We start from the raw sequence: 20,783 nt of genomic DNA, 5'->3' as shown, positions 1-20,783 counted from the left end.
CTTCAGGCTTTCATCAGACGGTCGATGGCCTCGCCGATGCGGACCGGGCCGGGGAAATAGGCCCATTCGAGGCTGTGAGGATAAGGCGTATCGAAACCGGTCACCCGTTCTATCGGGGCTTCGAGGTGATAGAAGCAGCGTTCCTGCACCAGCGCGGAGAGTTCTGCCCCGAAGCCGCATGTCCGTGTGGCTTCGTGGACGATCAGGCATTTGCCGGTTTTTTCCACCGACTTTTCCACAGTCTCGATGTCCAGTGGCACCAGCGAGCGCAAATCGATGATTTCCGCATCCACACCCTTTTCAGCGCAGACCGCCGCGGCGACATGGACCATGGTGCCATAGGCCAGCACGGTGAAAGCCTGTCCGGGCCGCACGATACGCGCCTTGCCCAGCGGTATCGAGTAATATCCTTCGGGCACGACGCTGTCGGCATGCTTTGCCCATGGCTCGACCGGCTTGTCGTAATAGCCGTTGAACGGCCCGTTGTAGATTCGCTTCGGCTCGAAAAAGATCACGGGATCGTTGTCCTCGATCGCCGCGATCAGCAGGCCTTTGGCATCATGCGGCGTCGAGGGGATCACTGTCTTGATCCCCGAAACATGTGTGAACAGCGCCTCCGGGCTTTGGCTGTGCGTCTGCCCTCCGAAAATGCCCCCGCCGAATGGTGAGCGCACCGTCATCGGCGCAATGAATTCACCCGCCGAGCGATACCGCAGCCGCGCAGCCTCGGAAACAAGCTGATCCAGCCCCGGATAGATATAGTCGGCAAACTGGATTTCGGGCACGGGACGCAGCCCGTACGCCCCCATGCCGACAGCCACCCCGATGATCCCGCACTCGCTGATAGGCGTGTCGAACACACGCGTCTTGCCATGCTTCTTCTGCAAGCCGGCCGTCGCGCGGAACACCCCCCCGAAATATCCGACGTCCTCGCCCATCACGACGACATTGGGATCGCGCTCCATCATGATGTCGAGCGCGTCGTTGATCGCCTCGATCATGTTGAGGCGGCGGGTCGGCGCATCGGCCAGGCTCACCGGAGCTTCTTCCACCATCATGACTCTTTCCATTCGGGCCACTTGATCCGGCGCTCGCGGATCGCCTGCTCGCTCTGCTCCTTGAGATGCCACGGCAGTTCCTCGAACACGTCCTCGAACATGGTGTGGAACGGGTGGTGCAGACCGTGGCCAAGAATGCCGTTCTTCTCGGCCTCCCTGGTCGCGGCCTTCACTTCGTCCACCAGTTCTCGATCCATCGCTTCGTGCCGTTCTTCGGACCATTCACCCAGCGCGATCAGATGCTTCTTGAGGCGGTTGATCGGATCGCCCAGCGGCCATTCCTCACGTTCATGGGCGGAACGGTACTGGCCCGGATCGTCCGAGGTGGAATGCCCTTCGGCGCGGTAGGTGAAGTGTTCGATCAACGTGGGGCCGGCATTGGAGCGCGCGCGGTTGGCGGCCCATTCGGTCGCGGCGTAGACTGCCAGCGGATCGTTGCCATCAACCCGGATTCCGGCAATGCCATAACCGATGGCGCGCGCGGCAAAGGTCGTGCGCTCAGCCCCGGCAAAGCCCGAAAAGCTGGAAATCGCCCACTGGTTGTTGACGACGTTGAAGATGACCGGCGCGTTGTAGACGGCGGCAAAGGTCATTGCCGAATGAAAGTCCCCCTCGGCGGTCGATCCCTCGCCGATCCACGTAGCGGAAATCCGGGTGTCGCCCTTGATCGCGCTGGCCATCGCCCAGCCCACGGCCTGCGGATATTGCGTGGCAAGGTTGCCGCTGATCGTGAAGAACGAGGCTTCGCGTGCCGAATACATGATCGGCAACTGGCGGCCTTTCAACTTGTCGGCGCGGTTCGAATATATCTGGTTGATCATCTCGACCAGGGGATACCCGCGCGAAATGAGGATGCCTTGCTGGCGATAGCTTGGGAACACCATGTCATCATGCGCCAGTGCCATGGCAGGCGCGACCGAGGTCGCCTCCTCGCCGGTGCATTTCATGTAGAAGCTGGTCTTGCCTTGACGTTGCCCGCGATACATCCGGTCATCGAAGGCGCGGGTCAGCGCCATCGTGCGCAGCATCCGGCGCAGCGTTTCGGCATCAAGCCTTGGATCCCAGGGACCTACCGCAAGGTTATCTTCATCCAGCACCCGCACCATGTCGAGACAGAGCGCATGTGTTTCGGCCGCCGCACATTGCTCGTCCGGCCGGGGCTGTGCTCCGGCGGGCGGAATCGCAATATGCGAATAATCCACTGTGTCGCCGGGCCGGAATTTCGGCTCAGGCACGTGCAGCGACAGCGGCGGCAGATTGCCGCGCGCCCTGCCTGCGAAAGCGTCACTCGTCATGACTGGAACGCCTGCATCCGTTGACTCTCCCGCGCCGATTGGTCCAGCATAAGCCAATGCCGCAACGAGGCAATATTTTAGACGTGTGTTATTTTATTTCACGCGCCTTTACGAGTCAATCAAGATTGATCAGACGGCCACGGGGGCGCTCAAATGCCCTTGCGGTGCATATCCAGTCACTTCGAAATCCTCGATCCGGTAGCCAAAGATACTATCGGGGCGGCGCAGGATGGCAAGCCGCGGATCGCCTTCGGGTTCCCGCGCAAGTTGCGCTTCGACCAGTTCCGCGTGGTTCAGATAAAGGTGCGTGTCGCCACCCATCCACACCAGTTCCCCCGGTTCAAGATCGCATTGCTGCGCCAGAAGCCGCAGGAACAGCGCGCCACCCCACAAGTTGAACGGCAGGCCCAGCGCCACGTCGCAGCTGCGTTGATACAGCAATCCGTTCAGCCGGTTGCCGCTTACGTGAAACTGGTATGTCTTGTGACACGGTGGCAGCGCCATCTGGCCGATCTCGGCCACGTTCCACCCCTCGACGATGTGTCGGCGGCTCCCCGGATTGACGCGCAGCGATTCCACGACTTCGGCCACCTGATTGACGCCAGCCGGGCGTTGCCTGAAAAGCCCGCCGCCCGCCGGTTCATAGACAGGCCAATCGGTCCATTGCTTGCCATAGACCGGGCCAAGATCGCCCCATTCGCGCGCAAAGGCATCGTCCGCCACGATCCGCGCGGAAAACGCTTCACGGGTGATGGCGTCGCCACTCGCCTTGCGATACTTGTCCAGCGGCCAGTCGGTCCAGATCTGTACGCCTTGCGCGCACAGATCGCGAATGTTGGTATCGCCGGTCAGGAACCACAGGAATTCGCGCGTCGCGGTTTTCCAGAACACGCGTTTCGTCGTCAGCAGCGGCATGCGCCCACCGGACAGATCGAAGCGCAATTGCGCACCGAAAATCGATCGTGTGCCCACGCCCGTCCGGTCGATCCGTTCATCCCCCTGTTCCCATATCCGGCGCATGAGGTCGAGATATTGCCATTCGTAATGGCGGGCGGAATCGGTAGCACTGGACATCGCAGCGCTTCTATCTGCGCGCGCGCCGCGGCGCAAAGCGGGCCATGAAAAAACTTGCTTTGACCCGCTTGCCAGCCCCGGAACCGCCCCGTATAGGGCGCGCCTGCCTTGCAGCCGGGAGACCGGCAGCTGATCGGTCGGGGAATAGCTCAGCCTGGTAGAGCACTGTCTTCGGGAGGCAGGGGCCGGAGGTTCGAATCCTCTTTCCCCGACCAATTCAGCCTTTGATAAGGCTTATAGGCCGCTGACGGGAACGTCGGCGGCCTTCGCGGTTTCTGGCCGGGAACCCTTTTCCCGGAGCGCACCATGGCCCATACTTACAAAGACGCCGTCGCCAAGCTTGAAGCCGATCACGACCGCATCGAAAGCCTGTTCGAAAAGGTGGACAAGGCCAGCGGTGCCGACAAGCGCCGTCTTGGCATTCACGCCGCCAACCTCGTCAAGATTCACATGACGCTGGAGGAGGAGTTCTTCTATCCGGCGCTGCGCGGCAAGGGTGACGACGACAAGATCACCGAAGGTCTTGTCGAGCATGATGCCGGCAAGTTCCTGATCAACGACATTCTTTCAGCCGATACCGACGACGATTCGTTCGGTCCCAAGGTGCAGGTCCTTGGCGAACAGATGGAACACCATCACAAGGAAGAAGAACAGGACGGCAAGGGCGTGTTCGATCAGGCGCGCAGGGCCGATATCGATCTCGTCGCCATGCTTGACGCCATGACGAAGCGTGAAGACGAGCTGCGGGCACAGCTTGCGAAAGATGATCTTCCCGATTGGGACATGAACTTCGTCGATGCCGCACAAAGCACTTGAACAGCCGTGCGACGAACCGTGCAAGACATGCTGACAAACCGTTTTTCATCTTCAAACGATCCTAAAAATCAATGGATTCAACGCAACAGGGGGTGCCGCCCGCAAAGCGCCACCCCATTGTCCTGTCATGCACCGTTCAATTACGAGGAATGACACGATGAAAAAGACAATCGCTACCCTTGCGGCTTTCGCTGCACCTCTCGCCCTGATGAGCGTCAGCGCATCGGCGCAGGATGCTGCTACCGCCGCCGCACCGGCAACTGCTGCTGCAACAACGGAAGTGGCCGTTGGAGCTACCGTCTACGACGCGAGCGGGGCCGAAGTGGGCAGGGTAAAGAGCGTTGCTGCGCCCAACTTCGTGATCGACACCGGCAAGAACACCGCAACTCTGGCGCTGACCGCGCTCGGCACGGGTCCGAAGGGGCCAGTTCTCGGCTTGACCCGCGTTGAACTTGATGCCGCCGCTGAAAAGGCTTTGGCAGACGGTGCCGCCGCGCTGGCCGCTGCCATCGTGGTGGATGCGCCGGTACACGCGTCAGACGGCACCACTGTCCTGGGCAAGATCGCTGAAGTCAGCGAAACCGACTTCATTCTCGACACCGGTAAAACCCGCGTGAAGCTGCCGAAGACCTCGGTTGCGAAGGGCGACAGTGGCCTGATGATCGGCATGACGGCGCAACAGTTCGCCGATGCGACCAAGAGCGCATCCACGCCATCGTCCAGCAAGTAATCTGTCAGGGAGCGGGTGGCGCGTTTTGCCCCCCTTTTCGCGCCGCCCCTTACCCTCCGCGCAACAGCTGGACGCCCCAATCGCGTTCGAAAAGATAAAGCAACAACCGGGCGGCCTCGCCCCGCGGGGATGACAGGCCGCCATCACGCTCCATAAGCAAGCGCGCATCGTCATGGGCCAGCGGCAGCAGCCTTGCGATCTGTTCGAAATCGGCCACCTTGAACGGCGTATCGCCGGACTGCCGGGTGCCGAGCAGTTCGCCGCCACCGCGCAACCGCAAATCTTCCTCGGCCAAACGAAACCCGTCCTGCGTTTCGCGCATCAGCGCCAGTCGCTCGCGCCCTGTTTCGGACAGCGCCTCACCGCGCAGTAGCAGGCATGTCGATTGCTGGCTGCCTCGCCCCACCCGGCCGCGCAGCTGGTGCAACTGGGCAAGGCCGAACCTTTCCGCCTGCTCGATCACCATCAGCGTGGCATTGGGCACATCGACCCCGACCTCGATCACGGTCGTCGCCACCAGCAGCTTCGCATCGCCCCGCGCGAACTGCTCCATCGCCGCGTCCTTGGCCTCCGGGCGCATCTGGCCGTGGACCATCACCACGGTATCGCCGAACCGCTCTTTCAGGGCGGCGTGGCGGGCTTCGACGGCGGCAATATCCTCGGTTTCCAGCTCACGCACCATCGGGCAGACCCAATAGGCCTGCGCGCCCCTGGCGATGTGCCGCCCCACCCCTTCCACAACATCGCCGATCCGTTCGAGAGCGATAACCCGCGTGTCGATGGCCTGGCGCCCCGGCGGCATCTCGTCGAGCCGCGACACGTCCATCTCGCCATATTGGGCCAGCGTCAGGGTGCGCGGGATCGGCGTGGCGGTCATCGCCAGGCAATGGGGTGTGCGCCGCGCCTTCTGGCTCAACATCAGGCGCTGGCCCACGCCGAAGCGGTGCTGCTCATCAATCACCACCAGTGTCAGGTTGCGATAGGCTACCGTGTCCTGAAAAATGGCGTGAGTGCCAACACAGATGTCGATGCTGCCGTCGATCAGTCCCATCAGAATCGATTCACGCGCGCGGCCCTTGTCGCGTCCGGTCAGCAGCGCGATATTCACGCCCGTTCCCGCTGCCATCCGCGCGAATGTATCGGCATGCTGCCGGGCCAGGATTTCCGTGGGCGCAAGCAACGCCGCCTGCCCGCCTGCCTCCACCGCGATCAACATCGCGTGAAGCGCCACAGCGGTCTTGCCTGATCCCACATCGCCCTGAAGCAGGCGCAACATCGGCGCGCCTTGCACCACATCGCCTTCGATTTCGGCAATCGAGCGGGCTTGCGCCCCGGTCAGCGCGAACGGGAGGTTCAGCTTCGCCCGTATCCGCCCGTCCCCATGCAGTGGTGTGCCCTGCCTGCTGCGGTTGCTTTCGCGCACCAGCATCAATGCAAGGCTGTTTGCCAGCAATTCATCGTAGGCCAATCGGTCACGCGCGGCAGCGTGCTGGGCCTTGTGCGCCAGCGGCAGCGCCTCATGCCAGCGCGGCCAATCCATTTTCGCCAGCAGACCCGGCTCGATCCATTCGGGCAGTTCCGGCAAGCTGCCCAGCGCCTGCTGCACCAGCCCTTGCAAACGCCCCTGCGTCAGCCCTTCGGACAAGGGATAGACCGGCTCGTTCAATTGCCCCAGCAGCCCTGCACTATCATCGCTGACATGATCGGGATGGACCATCTGCCAGGTCTGGCCGAACTGGTCGAGCCTGCCTGTCACCCAGCGCTTTTCACCCAGCGGAAGCTGCTTCTTGCCGGTATAGGCCGCCCGCCCGAAATAGGTCAGCGCCACGTAATTGCCCACCGCATCTTCGGCCATCACCCGGAACGGCCCGCGTCCGGCCGCCTGCTTGTATTCGCGCGGGGTAAGCGCGACCACTATCTGTTCGCCAAGGCCCGCTTCGTCCAGATTGCCCACGGAACGTCGGATCACGAAGCGGTCGGGCAGATGATAGGCAAGGTCCTTGACCCGTGTCAGCCCCAGCTTTTCCAGTGGCCGCGCAAGGCCCGGCCCCACGCCTTTGAGGCTGCCGGATTCGGCGAACAGCGGATTGAGCACATCGGGACGCATCGCGCGGACATAGGCGGAACAACCCGCCTTCGCCAATGGCACGGATCGGGAAATTCACGCCAATTTTGACCCAGCGCATGGAAGATGGTCCCAAGTCGGCGCTTCAATCGTTCGGCCAGAACACAAACAGGAGTCTGATACGATGTTGATCCCCCATGGCGCCGTCATCGCCCTTGTCGACGGTGAGGACTGGCAGATTCTGCGCAACGGCGGCACCGAAGCGGAACCTGACCTTGCCGTGCTGCCAACGCCGCAACTTGCAGAAACCAATCACAGCTCAGGCGGCCGCCATCAGGTCAGTTCGGCCAACCCTTCGGGCCATCAGCGCGATGAAGATGCCCATGCGGCGGCGGTCGGCGATTGGTTGAATCGCCAAGTGCAGGCGCACAAGATCGAAAAGCTGGTCGTGATCGCTCCGCCACGCACATTGGGCGAATTGCGCCACCATTACAGCAAGGCCGTGCAGCAAGCCGTGATCGGTGAACTGGCGAAGGACTTCATGGACCGGCAGCCTGCCCAGATCCTCGCCGCGCTGCGCGCCAAATAGTCGATCGCAACGCTGGTGAGGGGCATCCCGGTGCGGGGAAGGACGGGCACCGGGATGCCTTTTCGCATGCTTGTTTCAAAGAGGATAAACGCCTAACGGCCAAGCATGACTGATGCTGCTCCGATTGACCCCGCCGCCTTGCGCCGATTGCACTTTCGCGCTTGGCACCGTGGCACCCGCGAAGCGGACTACATGATCGGCTGTTTCTTCGACCGTTTCCATGCGCAGTGGACGCCTGCGCAAGTTGCATGGTTCGAAGAACTGATCGACGAGGACGATGTCGAGATCATGGCCTGGGCGCTCGGAACCCAGGCGGTTCCCGAAAAATACGCCGGGGCCATGATGGACGAGATGCGCAAGCTCGATTACGTCGTGATCCCGCGCTGAATTGCCAATTCGCGCGTTGAACCAGCCATCATGCCCGATCTGAACCGCATTCTTTCGGCCACGACGCCGCTCACCCTGTCTTCGGTCGCGCGCGGGGCACAGCCACTGGTGCTGGCAGACCTTGCCCGCACTGCGAAGGGCCGCGCGGTGTTCATCGCGCCCGATGACGCCGCGATGCGCGCGATTGCCGATAGCGCTGCGTTTTTCGCGCCCGATCTCGAAGTCATCGATTTTCCTGCGTGGGATTGCCTGCCGTTCGACCGCGCTTCTCCGGCGCTTTCGGTCAGCGCGCGCCGCCTTGCCGCCTTGCAAAAGTTGCAGCACAAGCGCGCCGGGCCGCAACTGCTGGTCACCACGATCAATGCGGTGCTCCAGCGCGTTCTCACCCCGTTCCGCATCCGCGAATCCACGCGCCTGTTGACGCCGGGCGCGGAAATCGGCCGGGAGAGCCTGATCGCGCTGCTCCAGCGGCAGGGCTATTCGCGCACCGATACGGTGGTCGACGCAGGCGAATATGCCGTGCGCGGATCGGTGTTCGATATCTACCCATCCGGGCTGGATCACGGACTTCGCCTCGATTTCTTCGGCGACGAACTCGAAACCATGCGCCTGTTCGATCCGAACACGCAGCGTTCGGTGCAGCCGGTCGATACACATCTGCTGCTCCCCGCCAGCGAAGCCCTGCTCGACGAAGACAGCATCAAGCGTTTCCGCAGCCGCTATCGTGAACAGTTCGGCGCCAACGCTACCGGCGATCCTCTGTATCAGGCGATCAGCGAAGGCCGCCGCCTGGCCGGGATGGAGCACTGGCTTCCCCTGTTCGAAGACCGCCTCGTTACGCTGTTCGATCACCTGACCGCAGACGACCTTGTCGTGATCGACGCATCGGCAGCCAAAGCCACCGAACAGCGCATCGCCGATATCGTCGATTACCACCAGTCGCGGCTCGACAGTTCCTCCAAGGCCCCCGGAAGCTACCGCCCGCTTGCCGAAAACGCGCTTTATCTGACGCGCGACGAAATCGACCGCGCGCTGCTGGGCTGGCCGGTTCACCGCACCACGCTGTTCGCTGAACCAGAATCCGCGCAAGTCATCGACTTCGCCTTCACCTCGGCTCACGATTTCACGCCAGAACGGGCCGCTGCCACCAGCGGCGGCACGAATATCTACGAAGCCGCTGCAAAATACATTGCGGCGCTCGGTACGCGCGGCCTCAAGCCGATCATCGCGGCCTACAGCACCGGCTCGCGCTCGCGCCTTGCCTCGCTGCTGGCAGAAGCCGGCAAATCCGCGCCGATCATGGCCGATACATGGCAGGAAGCGCTTGGCCTTGCAGCCGGTGGCAAGCCCGTCGCCGTCGTGCTTCCGCTCGAACAGGGTTTTGCCAACGCCGAACTGGAACTGCTGACCGAGCAGGATATTCTTGGCGACCGCCTCGTTCGCCGCAAGAAAAAGCGCAAGGACGCCGACGCGTTCCTTGCCGAACTCTCGGCGCTCACCCCCGGCGATCTCGTCGTCCACATGGACCACGGCATCGGCCGCTATATCGGGCTTGAGGCCATCGCGGTGGGCGACAGCCCGCACGATTGCGTCCAGCTCGAATATTCAGGCGGTGACAAGCTTTACATCCCGGTCGAAAATCTCGACGTCCTGTCACGCTACGGCTCGGACAGCGAAGGCGTCGGGCTGGACAAGCTGGGCGGCGAAGCTTGGCAGCGCCGCAAGGCGCGGATGCGCGAACGCATCCTTGAAATGGCGGGCCAGCTCATGGCCACGGCCGCGCACCGCGCACTGCGCGAAGGTGCAGTGCTGGCCGCCGATCCCACCAGCTACGGTCCCTTCGTCGATCGTTTCCCGTGGGACGAAACCGACGATCAGGAACGCGCCATCGACGATGTGTTGAACGATATGGCGGGCGGCAAGCCGATGGACCGCCTGGTCTGCGGCGATGTCGGATTCGGCAAGACCGAAGTGGCCCTGCGCGCCGCATTCGTGGCAGCGATGGCCGGGATGCAGGTCGCGGTCGTTGCCCCCACCACGCTGCTTGCGCGCCAGCACTTCACCAACTTCGTAGAACGCTTCAACGGCTTCCCGCTCGAAATCGGCCGCCTGTCCCGCCTCGTGCCCGCAAAGGAAGCGGCGGAGACGAAAGTGGGCCTTGCCAATGGCACGGTCGATATCGTCATCGGCACGCATGCGCTGCTGTCGAAATCGATCGAGTTCAAGCGCCTTGGCCTTGTCATCGTTGACGAGGAACAACGCTTCGGCGTCACGCACAAGGAAAAGCTCAAGGAACTGAAGGCCGATGTCCACGTCCTGACGCTTACCGCCACGCCGATCCCGCGCACGTTGCAGATGGCCATGTCGGGCCTGCGCGAATTGTCCACGATCCAGACGCCGCCGGTCGATCGCCTCGCCACGCGCACATATGTCATGCCGTGGGATGACATGGTCATGCGCGAGGCCTTGCTGCGCGAACATCAACGCGGCGGGCAGAGCTTCATCATCGTGCCGCGCATTTCGGACATGGCCGATCTGGAAGAATGGTTGCGGCTGAACGTACCCGAAGTCCGCTTCGTAACCGCGCACGGCCAGATGAGCCCGACCGAGGTCGAGGATCGGATGGGCGCGTTCTATGAAAAGAAGTACGAAGTCCTGCTCTCCACCACCATCGTGGAAAGCGGCATCGACATTCCTTCGGCCAACACCATCGTCATCCACCGTGCAGACCGCTTCGGCCTTGCCCAGTTGTACCAGCTTCGCGGACGCGTGGGGCGCGGCAAGATTCGCGCCTACGCCTACCTTACCCATTCTGAAAACATGGCGCTGTCCGAAGTCGCCGAAAAGCGGCTGAAGGTGCTGGGCGATCTCGACAGCCTTGGCGCGGGCTTCCAGCTTGCCAGCCATGATCTCGACCTGCGCGGTGCGGGCAACCTGCTGGGCGATGAACAATCGGGCCACATCAAGGAAGTCGGCTTCGAACTTTACCAGTCGATGCTGGAAGATGCGATCCTTGCGGCCAAGGCAGGTGATATCAGCCTGGCGCGCGAACGCGATGCGCTCAGCCCGCAAATCACGGTCGATGCACCGATCATGATCCCTGAAAACTACGTCCCGGATCTGGCCGTCCGCATGGCGCTATACCGCCGGATGAGCGACGCCGAAGGCCCCGATGCGGTCGAAGCGCTTGCCGCCGAGATGATCGACCGCTTCGGTCCGTTGCCACAACCCACGCAGAACCTGCTCCGCCTGATCGAGATCAAGCGTCAGGCGATAGAAGCCAACATCGCCAAGATCGATGTGGGTGCCAAGGGTGCGCTCGTCAGCTTCCACAAGGACACGTTCCCCGATCCAATGGGCCTGATCGGCTATGTCGAGCGGTTGAACGGTATCGCCAAGCTGCGGCCTGACAACAAGCTGGTCATTACCCGCGCATGGGGCACCCCGGAAGGCCGACTCAATGGTCTTGTGCAGATGACCAAGGGCCTCTCAGCCATCGCCCGGCGCGCGCGCAAGGCCGCCTAGCGCGGCATTGCTGCAATCGCTTCGGCAGGGAGAGGTCCAGCGCGCAGGAAGCCCTGGAACGTATCGCAGCCCTCCTGGGCCAGAACGGCAAGCTGGGTTTCGCGTTCAATACCTTCGACAACGACCTTCTGGCCAAGCGCACGTGCCATGGCGACAATGGCGCGCAGGATCGCCCGATCGCGCGCGTCATGATCGATGTCCCGCGCCAGTGATGCGTCGAGTTTGAGCGTATCGATCGGCAGCGCTTTGAGCGTCTGGAAGTTGGCATAGCCGGTGCCGAAATCATCCAGCGCAATTCGCACTCCGATGGATGCCAGTTCGCCCAATGCCTGCGCCGACCGGGTGAAGTCTGCGACCAGCGCATGTTCGGTAACTTCCAAGGTAAGCAAGTCCGGTGCAAACGCGGTTGCGGTCAGGATCGCTTGAATGTCGCTGGCAAAATTTTCATCCCCCAGATCCTCCGCCGTCACATTCAGAGAAAGCGCCAACGGCAGTTGCCAACCCGATGCAATCGCCAATGCCCGCCGCGCAATATGGCGGGAAAGTTGCGCAACATGATCGCCGCGTTCGGCAATCGCGAACAGCGTTTCCGCGCCAATCCGGCCGAGTTGCGGATGATCCCATCGCGCCAGCGCTTCGGCACCGGCCAGTGCCCCCGAAGCCACGTCATATTGCGGCTGGAATACCAGCCCGATCTCGTCGCGCGCCATTGCGCCGATCAGGTCCGCTTCAAGCCGCGCTGCGCTTCGCCCGCGTGCCCGATGCGAACCATCGGCCCACAGTAGCCGCCGCCCGCGCTGCTGCTGCAACGATGACAGCGCCTGATCAAGCCGGTCCAGAAGCGCCGCGCCACCCTCGCCCGGCTGCCCGCGGAGCAGTGCTGTGCGGGGCGAAAGGTGCAGCACCTCGCCACGCAAGGGCAGTGCCCTGGCAACGGTGCGCGCCAGCGCTTCGGCCAGCCACTGCCAGCGTTCGCGGCTCATGGCGCCTGTGCTGGCGACAAGGAACTCGCCGCCGCCAACCCGCGCGATCAGGGCCTCGCCACCGAGTTCATCGGCCACGCAATCCCTTATGCGGCGGGCAATCTCGGTCAGCGCCAGATCGCCCCCCGTCTGCCCATAAGCAAGGTTGACCGACTGAAAGCGATGCAATCCCACCAGCATGGCATGGACGAACCCGCCCGTCCCGGCGTTGTCGAGCCAGGCCAAGGCATCGCTCGCTCCGGGAAGTCCGGTCAACCGGTCGCGCGGTCCGCCGGTGTTGCGGGATGAAGGAACAGGGTGCACCATCGGCGCGCTATAGCGTGGCAACTCTTGCCAAAGCGTGTCTGTCACCGGACAGTCGGATTGCGGTCCATTCCTTTTGCGCATTGCGCCCGCCCCCTGCGGCTCATATCTCATGCGCACAAGTTACCGGGGGCCTGACCGACAATGCCTGATTTTTCCCGCATGGCCTTGCTCGCCTCGCCCACCGATCGCGCGCAGGAAGCATGTGAAGGCTTGCGCAACAGCCGCGAATGGGTCGCGCTCGAAGATGCCGACGTGGCGGTCGTCGTCGGGGGTGACGGCTTCATGTTGCAGACGCTTCATGCCATGATCGATATCGATCACATCATTCCTGCATTCGGTCTCAACCTCGGCTCGGTCGGGTTCCTGATGAACAAATATCGTTCCAGCCGATCGATCGAGGAACGGCTGTCAAAGGCCACGCAGATCGCCATATCGCCGCTCAGGATGACCGCCACCACCAACGCGGGTGAAGTGCACTCTGTCTGCGCCATCAACGAGGTATCGCTGCTGCGTGAGACGCGCCAGACGGCGAAGCTTGAAGTCAGCGTCAATGGCAAGGTACGCATGCCCGAACTTGCCTGTGACGGTGTGCTGGTAGCAACACCGGCTGGCTCCACTGCCTACAACCTCTCGGCCAATGGCCCGATCCTTCCCCTTTCTTCAAACATGCTGGCCTTGACCCCGATCAGCCCGTTTCGTCCCCGGCGCTGGCGAGGTGCGATCCTGCCGGATACTTATGAGATCGTGTTCAAGGCGCTGGAATCGGTCAAGCGCCCCGTGCTCGTCGTTGCCGACCAGAAGGAGGTGCGCGATGTCAGCGAGGTGCGGGTAAAGGCCTGGCCCGAACACCGCCTTACCCTGATGTTCGATCGCGGCCAAAGCCTTGAAGACCGCATCTTCGCGGAACAGTTCATGGTCTGAGGATTTTTTGGAAACAGGTGCTTGCCAAACCGGAAACGGCTGTTATTAGCACGGCCCTGCCTTGGGCAACCGAGGCTGCTCCCTGATAGCTCAGCGGTAGAGTAGGTGACTGTTAATCACTTGGTCGTAGGTTCGAATCCTACTCAGGGAGCCATTTCTTTCCATCGGGAAAGTGCAAAGGTCGCCGTAATGCGGCCTTTTTGCGTTGCAGCTCCCGTCAGTGATAGCGGATGATCGTGCCGTTCATCACCGCGTCCAGCACTGCCGGATGAAACGGTTCGGCAAAGCGCACAAACGCGCGGAAACTTTCGCAAATCTCGATCACGGCGCGGCGTGCTTCAAGGCCGGGCAATGTCAGCCAGACCATTGTGCCGACGGGCGGGCTGTCCATGCAATCGATCGTGGCAAAGGAACAGGAAAGCTCGTGTACGTTAACCTTGGCGCGCAGGATGCCCCGACGGTATGCGGCGCGAATTGGCGCCATCGGGTTGGCGGATTGCCACTGCTGCACGGCATTGTTTGCGTCGCGATCAAGCCACATCGTCCGTCTCCGGTACCGTACTGGTCCTGAAGAAAAGGACGGTGCGTTAACCAGCAAATTCAGCCCGGCAGGGCGTGATAGTGGCCGCCTGCGTGTTCCTACCTAACACCGATGCAAAAGCGGCGCGGAGATCACCCCGCGCCGCCATCGAATGCAAACGCGCAACCGCCGGAATATCAGGCAGCAACACCATGACAGTGCTTGTACTTCTGTCCCGATCCGCAAGGGCACGGCGCATTGCGGCTGATCCCCTGCCCGGCGAAAGGATCGGCAGCAGCAGCTTCCATGGTCAGCGAACCGCCAGCCTGGGGCGGCAGGGCGCCAAACATCGCCGGGGCCGGTGCCGGCGGCAGGGCGTCGTTCTCGCCGGTAAATGGATCGATATGGCTGGTCAGGAAGTCCGGCAGTTCGGGCAGCTGAAATTCATCGGCAGAGCGCATGCGAATCTCGCTGGTCATCAAGATGCGCGTCACGTCCTCGCGGATCGCGTCGAGCATCTTCTCGAACAGGCCGAATGCTTCCTGCTTGTATTCATTGATCGGCGTTTTCTGCGCATAGGCGCGCAGGAATACCACCTGACGCAGCGCGTCTAGCGTGGCGAGATGTTCCTTCCAGTGATGGTCGAGCCGTTCGAGCAGAATCGACTTTTCAAGGCCGCGCCATGCAGCGGCATCAACCTCGGTGATCTTCGTGTCCATGTGACCATCGGCCAGCGTCTGGATGCGCTCTTCGATGATGTCAGGCTCGATCGCTTCTTCTTCAAGCCAATCCTGCAACGGGATTTCGAGGCCGAGAACGTCGCGCACCCGTGCCTTCAGCGCTTCCACATCCCACTGTTCCGGGTACGATCCCGGCGGGCAGGCATCGCCGACGATGGCGTTGACCGTATCGTGACGCATATCCACCACCACATCGGCCACCGCATCGGCATCCATGATGTCGGCGCGCTGTTCGTAGATGACCTTGCGCTGGTCGTTCATCACGTCGTCGTATTCGACAACCTGCTTGCGGATGTCGTAATTGCGCGCCTCGACCTTCTTCTGCGCGGTTTCGATGGCCTTCGACAGCCACTTGGACCCGATCGCCTCGCCATCGGCAAGGTTTGAATTCATCATCTTGGCAAATAGCGTGTCCGGTCCGAAAATGCGCAGCAGGTCGTCCTCAAGGCAGAGGTAGAACTTGCTCATGCCCGGATCGCCCTGACGGCCCGAACGCCCGCGCAACTGGTTGTCGATACGGCGGCTTTCATGCCGTTCGGTGCCGATCACGCACAGCCCGCCCGCTTCCAGCACCTTGCGCTTGTCTTCGGCCACTTCGGCGCGGATCTTGGCAATCGCGGCTTCGCGCTCCGGCCCGTCGGGCATATCGCGCAATTCATCGTCGATGCGGAAATCGATGTTGCCCCCAAGCTGGATGTCTGTGCCGCGCCCGGCCATGTTGGTGGCGATGGTCACCGCGCCAAGGCGGCCGGCCTGTGCGACGATATGGGCTTCCATCTCGTGGAATCGCGCATTGAGCACGTTGTGCGTCACGCCTTCCTTGGTCAGGAATTCGGACAGCAATTCGGATTTCTCGATGGAAACCGTACCCACCAGCACCGGCTGGCCGATCTCGTGCTTTTCGCGGATCAGCTTGGCGATGGCCTGGAACTTGTCCATCGTGTTCTTGTAGAACTCGTCCTCGTCATCGATGCGCAGCACCGGCACGTTGGTCGGGATCGAGACGACGTTCATCTTGTAGATGTCGAAAAATTCGGGCGCCTCGGTCGCAGCCGTGCCGGTCATGCCCGAAATCTTGGGATACATGCGGAAGTAGTTCTGGAACGTGATCGAGGCCATCGTCTGGTTCTCAGGCTCGATCCGCATGCCTTCCTTGGCTTCGACCGCCTGGTGCAATCCGTTCGACCAGCGCCGGCCATCCATCATTCGCCCGGTGAACTCGTCGATGATGATGATCTTGTCGTCCTTGACGATGTAGTCGATGTCCCGCTTGAACATGACATTCGCCTTCAGCGCCTGATCGAGGTGATGGACGACCATCGTGTTCTCGACATCATAGAGATTCGAACCGACCAGCAGCCCGGCGTCCTCCAGCGCGCGCTCGACCCATTCCACGCCATCTTCGGTCAGCGTGATGTTCTTGGTCTTCTCGTCAGCCTCATAAAGATCGGGGCTGATCGTCTTCACCACCGCGTCGACCGACAGATAAAGGTCGCTCTTGTCGTCGGTCGGCCCGGAAATGATCAGCGGGGTGCGCGCTTCGTCGATCAGGATCGAATCGACTTCGTCCACGATCGCGAAATTGAACGGCACATGCACCATCTGGTCGCGCGAGTGCTTCATGTTGTCGCGCAGGTAATCGAAGCCCAATTCGTTGTTGGTAGCGTAAGTGATGTCGCTCTCGTAAGCCGCGCGGCGCTGCTCCTCGTTGAGGTTGGGCACGATCACGCCCACAGTCAGCCCAAGAAACTTGTAAAGCACACCCATCGTTTCGGCATCGCGGCGGGCGAGGTAATCGTTCACCGTCACAACGTGAACGCCCTTGCGTTCCAGCGCGTTGAGATAGACCGCCAGCGTCGCCACCAGCGTCTTGCCCTCACCCGTCCGCATTTCGGCGATTTCGCCGCGATGGAGCACGATGCCGCCGATCATCTGCACGTCGAAGTGGCGCAGGCCCAAGGTACGGACTGACGCCTCGCGCACCGTGGCAAAGGCTTCGGGCAGGATATCGTCGAGCGTCTTGCCCTCAGCCAGCATCTGCCGGAACTTGGGCGTCTGCGCCGCCAGTTCCTCGTCCGAAAGGCCCTGAAGATGCGGCTCGAAAGCGGCAATCTGGCGCACGATCTTGTCGAGTGATTTAACGTAACGGTCGTTGGAAGAACCAAAAAGCGCCTTGGCGATGGAACCGAACATGAGCGGAACAATCCTGTCGAATCTATGGTGGTGCAAAACGGCGCGCCATCAGCGCGCCGGGCGTGGCAAGAAACTTGCCGGGATATGGCAGACGGACGTGCGGCTATTCGCGCGCGCGGTCGCTCAATTCAATGTCGCAGGGCCGACCCATGGCCGGAGCGGGCAGCCACACCGTCTTTCGGCGGGTGCTGGTGCGCTTTTGCGGAACCGCGCCACCCCGTTCCGCGCAGCGCTGCTGTCGCTTCTGGGCAGAGGCCGTGGCGCCAACCGTCACGCCCGAATCCGCAATTTCCGTGCGCGAGACGGCAAACGCCGCCTGAGGCAGGGAAAGGCCTGTGATCATGGCCAGGAGAGCGAGCAGAATGCGCATTACCGCAACAGATAGGCACTCCAGCGCGTTTCGTCCATCTTGAAAACACATCCTCTCGCGCTCCCGGAGCAGTTGAACCCCGCTCTCACCCGCGCTAGGCGCTTGTCCCATGTCCGAAGCCATCTCGCCGCTCGCCACCCCCTTCCCCGCCATGCCCGCCATTGCGGGCGTCACGCCGCATATCGCGCGCGCGGGATACAAGGACTGGGGGCGTTGCGACCTGACTTATGTAGAACTGGTCGAGGGAACGACCGTTGCGGGCGTGTTCACGCGCAATGTGTGCTGCTCGTCCGAAGTCGAGCTGGGCCGCCAGAATATCGTGCAAGGCAAGGCCCGCGCCCTCGTGGTCAACGCCGGCAATTCCAACGCTTTTACCGGGTATCGCGGACGCGAGGCGGTCGAGCAGATCATGGAGCAGGTTTCCACTCACATCGGCTGCGCCAAGGAGCAGGTCTTCGTCTCCTCTACCGGCGTGATCGGGGTTCCCCTGCCCAAGGACAAGGCCCGCGCGGGCATCGAGGCGGCGTTGCAAGCCGAGCCATGCTCGTGGGAGGACGCCGCGCGCACCATCGGCACGACCGATACTTTCGCCAAGGGGGCAACCGCCTCGGCCATGATCGGTGACACGCGCGTCAGCTTCAGCGCAATCATCAAGGGCAGCGGCATGATCGCGCCCGATATGGCGACGATGCTGGGCTATGTGTTCACGGATGCCACCGTCAGCCCCGCGTTCCTGCAGGAATGCCTGTCGGCCACCAATCAGCGCACCTTCTCATGCATCACGGTCGACAGCGACACCTCGACCAGCGACACCGTGCTGGCTTTCGCCACCGGCAAGGCGGGTAATGCGCCGCTAACAGGCTTCGACAGTCCCGGTGCCGACGCCTTTGCCGCCGCGCTCCACGATATCTGCCGCCAGTTGGCCCACCTTGTCGTGCGCGATGGCGAAGGCGCGCAGAAATTCATCGCCGTCAGCGTTTCAGGTGCGGTCTCGGAGGAAAGCGCGCGCAAGGTCGGTCTCGCCATCGCCAATTCGCCGCTGGTAAAGACCGCCATCGCCGGAGAGGACGCCAACTGGGGCCGCGTGGTCATGGCCGTGGGCAAGGCGGGCGAACCGGCAGACCGCGATCGCCTGTCCATCGGCTTTGGCGGGACATGGGCCGCACGCAACGGACAACCGCTTGCAGATTATGACGAAGCCCCCGTTACCGCGCACCTCAAGGGCCGGGATATATCCATCGAAGTCGATCTCGGCTTGGGCGATGGCAGCGCGACGGTGTGGACCTGCGATCTGACGCACGGCTACATCTCGATCAACGCGGATTACCGCAGCTAGGGGTTATTCCTATGATCACGCTCTGGGGCCGCCTTAACTCCCACAACGTCAAAAAGGTTGCATGGGCGCTGATCGAAATGGATCTGCCGTTCGAACGCAAGGATATCGGCGGCAAGTTCGGCTACACTCCTGAATATCTTGCGCTGAATCCCAATCGCATGATTCCGATGATCGAGGATGGCGCTTTCTCGTTGTGGGAATCGAACGCGATCTTGCGCTATCTTGCGGACGCTTATGCCCCTGCATTCCGCAGCGATGAACCCGCGATCCGCGCATCGGGCGATAAATGGATGGATTGGCAGTTCCACTTTGCCGATGCCCAGCGCGATGCGTTTCTCGGCTGTGTGCGCAAAGGCAAGGACGGCAGCAATCCAGGCGTGGCACAATCTGCCAAAGCAGCCAGCACGATGATGGCCATTCTTGATGCTGAACTGGCCCGCCGCCCGTGGTTGTCAGGAGATCGATTTGGCATCGCGGACATTCCGATGGGTGTCTATGCCCATACCTACTTCACGATTCCTGTCGACCGTCCGCTCCTACCCCATCTCGAAAACTGGTACGGCAAATTGCGGACGCGGCCGGGCTATAGCAGCCAGGTCATGATTCCGCTCACCTGAGGATTACCATGGCCGAAACCGCCCTCGACATTGCCGTCGCCGCGCTGATGCGCGACACTGCGGAAAAGACGCTGCTCAAGCATTACCAACGGCTCGATACCGTCGACATCACCGACAAGGCTGCCGACGATGTGGTGACCATCGCCGATACCGAAAGTGAAATCATGCTGGCCGAAGGGCTGGCCAGAATCCTGCCCGAAGCGGCGATTGTCGGCGAAGAAGCCGCCCACGCCGATCCGGCTATCTTCGAACGCCTGTCGGACCGGCTGTGCTGGATCATCGACCCGCTCGACGGGACCAACAACTACGCCGTGGGCAAACCGCCCTTCGGCATCCTGCTGGCGCTGGCGGAAAAGGGCGAGACGGTGGCGGGCTGGATCTACGATCCGCTCTCAGGCCGGTTGTGTACCGCGCATCGCGGCCAGGGCGCATGGCTGAACGGCGATCGCTTCACCGCGCGAACCAGCGGGCAGGCCAAGCCTGTTGCTGCCATTTCGCTGGTTTTTGTCGATCAAGCGAAGCGCGTTAGCCTACTGGAGCATATTGCCCCGCACTATACCCTGGTCGACATTCCACGGTGCGCCGCCGAACAATATCCGCGCATCGGCCTTGGCGTGAACGACGTGTCTCTATTCGAGCGGACATATGCGTGGGATCATGCGGCGGGCGTGCTGTTCCTCAATGAATCCGGCGGCAAAGCGGCACGCCCGGATGGAACGCCGTTCCGCGTGGACCGGCATCTTGAACCCGGCCTGATCGGCGCGGCCAGTCCGGCCCTGTTCGATGAACTGGCCGGGCGAATGGCGCAGATACCGTCCGATCAAGCGTGACATCGCATCCCCGCGAAGGCGGGGACCTCATTGCACAACCTGCGATCACGCAGTCCTCATCAGGCCCCCGCTTTCGCGGGGGCGCAATGAAGTTATTGCGTCAGAGTACGCTTTCCAGCCAGCCCTTGAGCTGGCTCTTGGGCGCGGCACCCAGCTTCTGCGCAACCGGCTTGCCATCCTTGAACAGGATCATCAGCGGGATCGACTGCACACCGAACTGGGTCGCAACCCCAGGGTTTTCCATGATATCGACCTTGGCGATGCCGACCCGATCACCCAGTTCTTCCGAAATTTCCTCAAGCGCCGGGGCGATCATCTTGCACGGACCGCACCAGTCGGCCCAGAAATCCACCAGCACGGGCTTGTCGCTGCCCAGCACTTCGCTGGCGAAGCTGGCGTCGGTTACGGCTTTGGTCGGCATCGAATGA

General features: G+C 62.0%; 18 protein-coding genes and 2 tRNA genes. 11 read left to right on the top strand and 9 right to left on the bottom strand.

The window, feature by feature from the left end; all coding sequences use genetic code 11:
- Window positions 1-2 precede the first annotated feature (2 nt).
- From LUA85_RS08365 to thyA, 3 genes are all read right to left on the bottom strand, one after another.
- Window positions 3-1,055 (bottom strand): alpha-ketoacid dehydrogenase subunit beta, encoded by a 1,053-nt coding sequence (locus tag LUA85_RS08365; protein WP_231471804.1) that lies wholly within the window; start codon window positions 1,053-1,055, stop codon window positions 3-5.
- Window positions 1,055-2,353, bottom strand: coding sequence for a 3-methyl-2-oxobutanoate dehydrogenase (2-methylpropanoyl-transferring) subunit alpha (locus LUA85_RS08360; RefSeq protein ID WP_231468698.1), 1,299 nt, complete (start codon window positions 2,351-2,353; stop codon window positions 1,055-1,057). Before LUA85_RS08360 ends, LUA85_RS08365 begins: the two co-directional genes overlap by 1 nt.
- Window positions 2,354-2,482: 129 nt before the next feature.
- Complete coding sequence (thyA, locus tag LUA85_RS08355) at window positions 2,483-3,427, bottom strand: thymidylate synthase (RefSeq protein WP_231468696.1); 945 nt, start codon at window positions 3,425-3,427, stop codon at window positions 2,483-2,485.
- 138 nt (window positions 3,428-3,565) lie between these two features.
- Here thyA and LUA85_RS08350 point away from each other — a divergent pair.
- The 3 genes from LUA85_RS08350 to LUA85_RS08340 all read left to right on the top strand — a co-directional run bounded on the left by LUA85_RS08350 (window position 3,566) and on the right by LUA85_RS08340 (window position 4,973).
- Window positions 3,566-3,642, top strand: a tRNA-Pro gene (locus LUA85_RS08350).
- A gap of 91 nt (window positions 3,643-3,733) precedes the next feature.
- Window positions 3,734-4,243: a hemerythrin domain-containing protein gene (locus LUA85_RS08345; protein WP_231468694.1), complete on the top strand. Its 510-nt coding sequence runs from the start codon at window positions 3,734-3,736 to the stop codon at window positions 4,241-4,243.
- Window positions 4,244-4,400: 157 nt separating this feature from the next.
- Window positions 4,401-4,973, top strand: coding sequence for a hypothetical protein (locus LUA85_RS08340; protein WP_231468692.1), 573 nt, complete (start codon window positions 4,401-4,403; stop codon window positions 4,971-4,973).
- A 49-nt stretch (window positions 4,974-5,022) separates the two neighbouring features.
- Here LUA85_RS08340 and recG read toward each other — a convergent pair whose 3' ends face one another.
- A complete protein-coding gene (recG, locus tag LUA85_RS08335) occupies window positions 5,023-7,080 on the bottom strand; it encodes an ATP-dependent DNA helicase RecG (RefSeq protein WP_231471803.1) in 2,058 nt (685 codons plus the stop codon).
- Window positions 7,081-7,222: 142 nt separating this feature from the next.
- On the opposite strand from recG, the gene LUA85_RS08330 reads away from it, so the two are divergent.
- The 3 genes from LUA85_RS08330 to mfd all read left to right on the top strand — a co-directional run bounded on the left by LUA85_RS08330 (window position 7,223) and on the right by mfd (window position 11,539).
- Window positions 7,223-7,627, top strand: a complete 405-nt coding sequence (locus tag LUA85_RS08330) for a host attachment protein (protein WP_231468690.1) — start codon at window positions 7,223-7,225, stop codon at window positions 7,625-7,627.
- Window positions 7,628-7,732: 105 nt separating this feature from the next.
- On the top strand, window positions 7,733-8,014 hold the full coding sequence (locus LUA85_RS08325; RefSeq protein ID WP_231468688.1) for a succinate dehydrogenase assembly factor 2: 282 nt from the start codon (window positions 7,733-7,735) through the stop codon (window positions 8,012-8,014).
- Between the two features lie 30 nt (window positions 8,015-8,044).
- Window positions 8,045-11,539: a transcription-repair coupling factor gene (gene mfd / locus LUA85_RS08320; protein WP_231468686.1), complete on the top strand. Its 3,495-nt coding sequence runs from the start codon at window positions 8,045-8,047 to the stop codon at window positions 11,537-11,539.
- Here mfd and LUA85_RS08315 read toward each other — a convergent pair.
- Window positions 11,536-12,873 carry a bifunctional diguanylate cyclase/phosphodiesterase gene (locus LUA85_RS08315; protein WP_231468684.1) on the bottom strand — a complete coding sequence of 446 codons (1,338 nt, stop codon included), beginning with the start codon at window positions 12,871-12,873 and terminating at the stop codon, window positions 11,536-11,538. The genes mfd and LUA85_RS08315 overlap by 4 nt on opposite strands.
- A 96-nt stretch (window positions 12,874-12,969) precedes the next feature.
- Here LUA85_RS08315 and LUA85_RS08310 point away from each other — a divergent pair, with 96 nt between their 5' ends.
- Complete coding sequence (locus LUA85_RS08310; protein ID WP_231468682.1) at window positions 12,970-13,749, top strand: NAD kinase; 780 nt, start codon at window positions 12,970-12,972, stop codon at window positions 13,747-13,749.
- Between the two features lie 79 nt (window positions 13,750-13,828).
- Window positions 13,829-13,903: transfer RNA gene (locus LUA85_RS08305), tRNA-Asn, on the top strand.
- A 63-nt stretch (window positions 13,904-13,966) separates the two neighbouring features.
- On the opposite strand, the gene LUA85_RS08300 is transcribed toward LUA85_RS08305, so the two are convergent.
- From LUA85_RS08300 to LUA85_RS08290, 3 genes are all read right to left on the bottom strand, one after another.
- On the bottom strand, window positions 13,967-14,290 hold the full coding sequence (locus LUA85_RS08300; protein WP_231468680.1) for a hypothetical protein: 324 nt from the start codon (window positions 14,288-14,290) through the stop codon (window positions 13,967-13,969).
- 176 nt (window positions 14,291-14,466) lie between these two features.
- A complete protein-coding gene (gene secA, locus LUA85_RS08295) occupies window positions 14,467-17,202 on the bottom strand; it encodes a preprotein translocase subunit SecA (RefSeq protein WP_231468678.1) in 2,736 nt (911 codons plus the stop codon).
- A gap of 103 nt (window positions 17,203-17,305) precedes the next feature.
- A complete protein-coding gene (locus LUA85_RS08290) occupies window positions 17,306-17,572 on the bottom strand; it encodes a hypothetical protein (protein ID WP_231468676.1) in 267 nt (88 codons plus the stop codon).
- A gap of 109 nt (window positions 17,573-17,681) precedes the next feature.
- On the opposite strand from LUA85_RS08290, the gene argJ reads away from it, so the two are divergent.
- The 3 genes from argJ to LUA85_RS08275 are packed head-to-tail and all read left to right on the top strand — an operon-like array spanning window position 17,682 to window position 20,355.
- Complete coding sequence (gene argJ / locus LUA85_RS08285) at window positions 17,682-18,908, top strand: bifunctional glutamate N-acetyltransferase/amino-acid acetyltransferase ArgJ (protein ID WP_231468674.1); 1,227 nt, start codon at window positions 17,682-17,684, stop codon at window positions 18,906-18,908.
- Between the two features lie 11 nt (window positions 18,909-18,919).
- Window positions 18,920-19,525 (top strand): glutathione S-transferase family protein, encoded by a 606-nt coding sequence (locus LUA85_RS08280; RefSeq protein WP_231468672.1) that lies wholly within the window; start codon window positions 18,920-18,922, stop codon window positions 19,523-19,525.
- Window positions 19,526-19,533: 8 nt separating this feature from the next.
- Complete coding sequence (locus tag LUA85_RS08275) at window positions 19,534-20,355, top strand: inositol monophosphatase family protein (RefSeq protein ID WP_231468670.1); 822 nt, start codon at window positions 19,534-19,536, stop codon at window positions 20,353-20,355.
- Between the two features lie 100 nt (window positions 20,356-20,455).
- Here the strand turns inward: LUA85_RS08275 and trxA are convergent, their stop codons facing one another.
- A complete protein-coding gene (gene trxA / locus LUA85_RS08270) occupies window positions 20,456-20,776 on the bottom strand; it encodes a thioredoxin (protein ID WP_231468668.1) in 321 nt (106 codons plus the stop codon).
- Window positions 20,777-20,783: the final 7 nt, after the last annotated feature.

This window comes from Novosphingobium sp. CECT 9465, assembly GCF_920987055.1.
In the GTDB taxonomy this organism is placed as follows: domain Bacteria; phylum Pseudomonadota; class Alphaproteobacteria; order Sphingomonadales; family Sphingomonadaceae; genus Novosphingobium.
This window is presented reverse-complemented; position numbering and strand designations above follow the sequence as displayed.

Excerpts from the sequence above, each read along its gene's own strand:
- LUA85_RS08365 (WP_231471804.1), bottom strand. The coding sequence starts at position 1,055 with ATGGTGGAAGAAGCTCCGGTGAGCCTGGCCGATGCGCCGACCCGCCGC.
- LUA85_RS08360 (WP_231468698.1), bottom strand. The coding sequence starts at position 2,353 with ATGACGAGTGACGCTTTCGCAGGCAGGGCGCGCGGCAATCTGCCGCCG.
- thyA (WP_231468696.1), bottom strand. The coding sequence starts at position 3,427 with ATGTCCAGTGCTACCGATTCCGCCCGCCATTACGAATGGCAATATCTC.
- LUA85_RS08345 (WP_231468694.1), top strand. The coding sequence starts at position 3,734 with ATGGCCCATACTTACAAAGACGCCGTCGCCAAGCTTGAAGCCGATCAC.
- LUA85_RS08340 (WP_231468692.1), top strand. The coding sequence starts at position 4,401 with ATGAAAAAGACAATCGCTACCCTTGCGGCTTTCGCTGCACCTCTCGCC.
- recG (WP_231471803.1), bottom strand. The coding sequence starts at position 7,080 with ATGCGTCCCGATGTGCTCAATCCGCTGTTCGCCGAATCCGGCAGCCTC.
- LUA85_RS08330 (WP_231468690.1), top strand. The coding sequence starts at position 7,223 with ATGTTGATCCCCCATGGCGCCGTCATCGCCCTTGTCGACGGTGAGGAC.
- LUA85_RS08325 (WP_231468688.1), top strand. The coding sequence starts at position 7,733 with ATGACTGATGCTGCTCCGATTGACCCCGCCGCCTTGCGCCGATTGCAC.
- mfd (WP_231468686.1), top strand. The coding sequence starts at position 8,045 with ATGCCCGATCTGAACCGCATTCTTTCGGCCACGACGCCGCTCACCCTG.
- LUA85_RS08310 (WP_231468682.1), top strand. The coding sequence starts at position 12,970 with ATGCCTGATTTTTCCCGCATGGCCTTGCTCGCCTCGCCCACCGATCGC.
- LUA85_RS08300 (WP_231468680.1), bottom strand. The coding sequence starts at position 14,290 with ATGTGGCTTGATCGCGACGCAAACAATGCCGTGCAGCAGTGGCAATCC.
- secA (WP_231468678.1), bottom strand. The coding sequence starts at position 17,202 with ATGTTCGGTTCCATCGCCAAGGCGCTTTTTGGTTCTTCCAACGACCGT.
- LUA85_RS08290 (WP_231468676.1), bottom strand. The coding sequence starts at position 17,572 with ATGCGCATTCTGCTCGCTCTCCTGGCCATGATCACAGGCCTTTCCCTG.
- argJ (WP_231468674.1), top strand. The coding sequence starts at position 17,682 with ATGTCCGAAGCCATCTCGCCGCTCGCCACCCCCTTCCCCGCCATGCCC.
- LUA85_RS08280 (WP_231468672.1), top strand. The coding sequence starts at position 18,920 with ATGATCACGCTCTGGGGCCGCCTTAACTCCCACAACGTCAAAAAGGTT.
- LUA85_RS08275 (WP_231468670.1), top strand. The coding sequence starts at position 19,534 with ATGGCCGAAACCGCCCTCGACATTGCCGTCGCCGCGCTGATGCGCGAC.
- trxA (WP_231468668.1), bottom strand. The coding sequence starts at position 20,776 with ATGCCGACCAAAGCCGTAACCGACGCCAGCTTCGCCAGCGAAGTGCTG.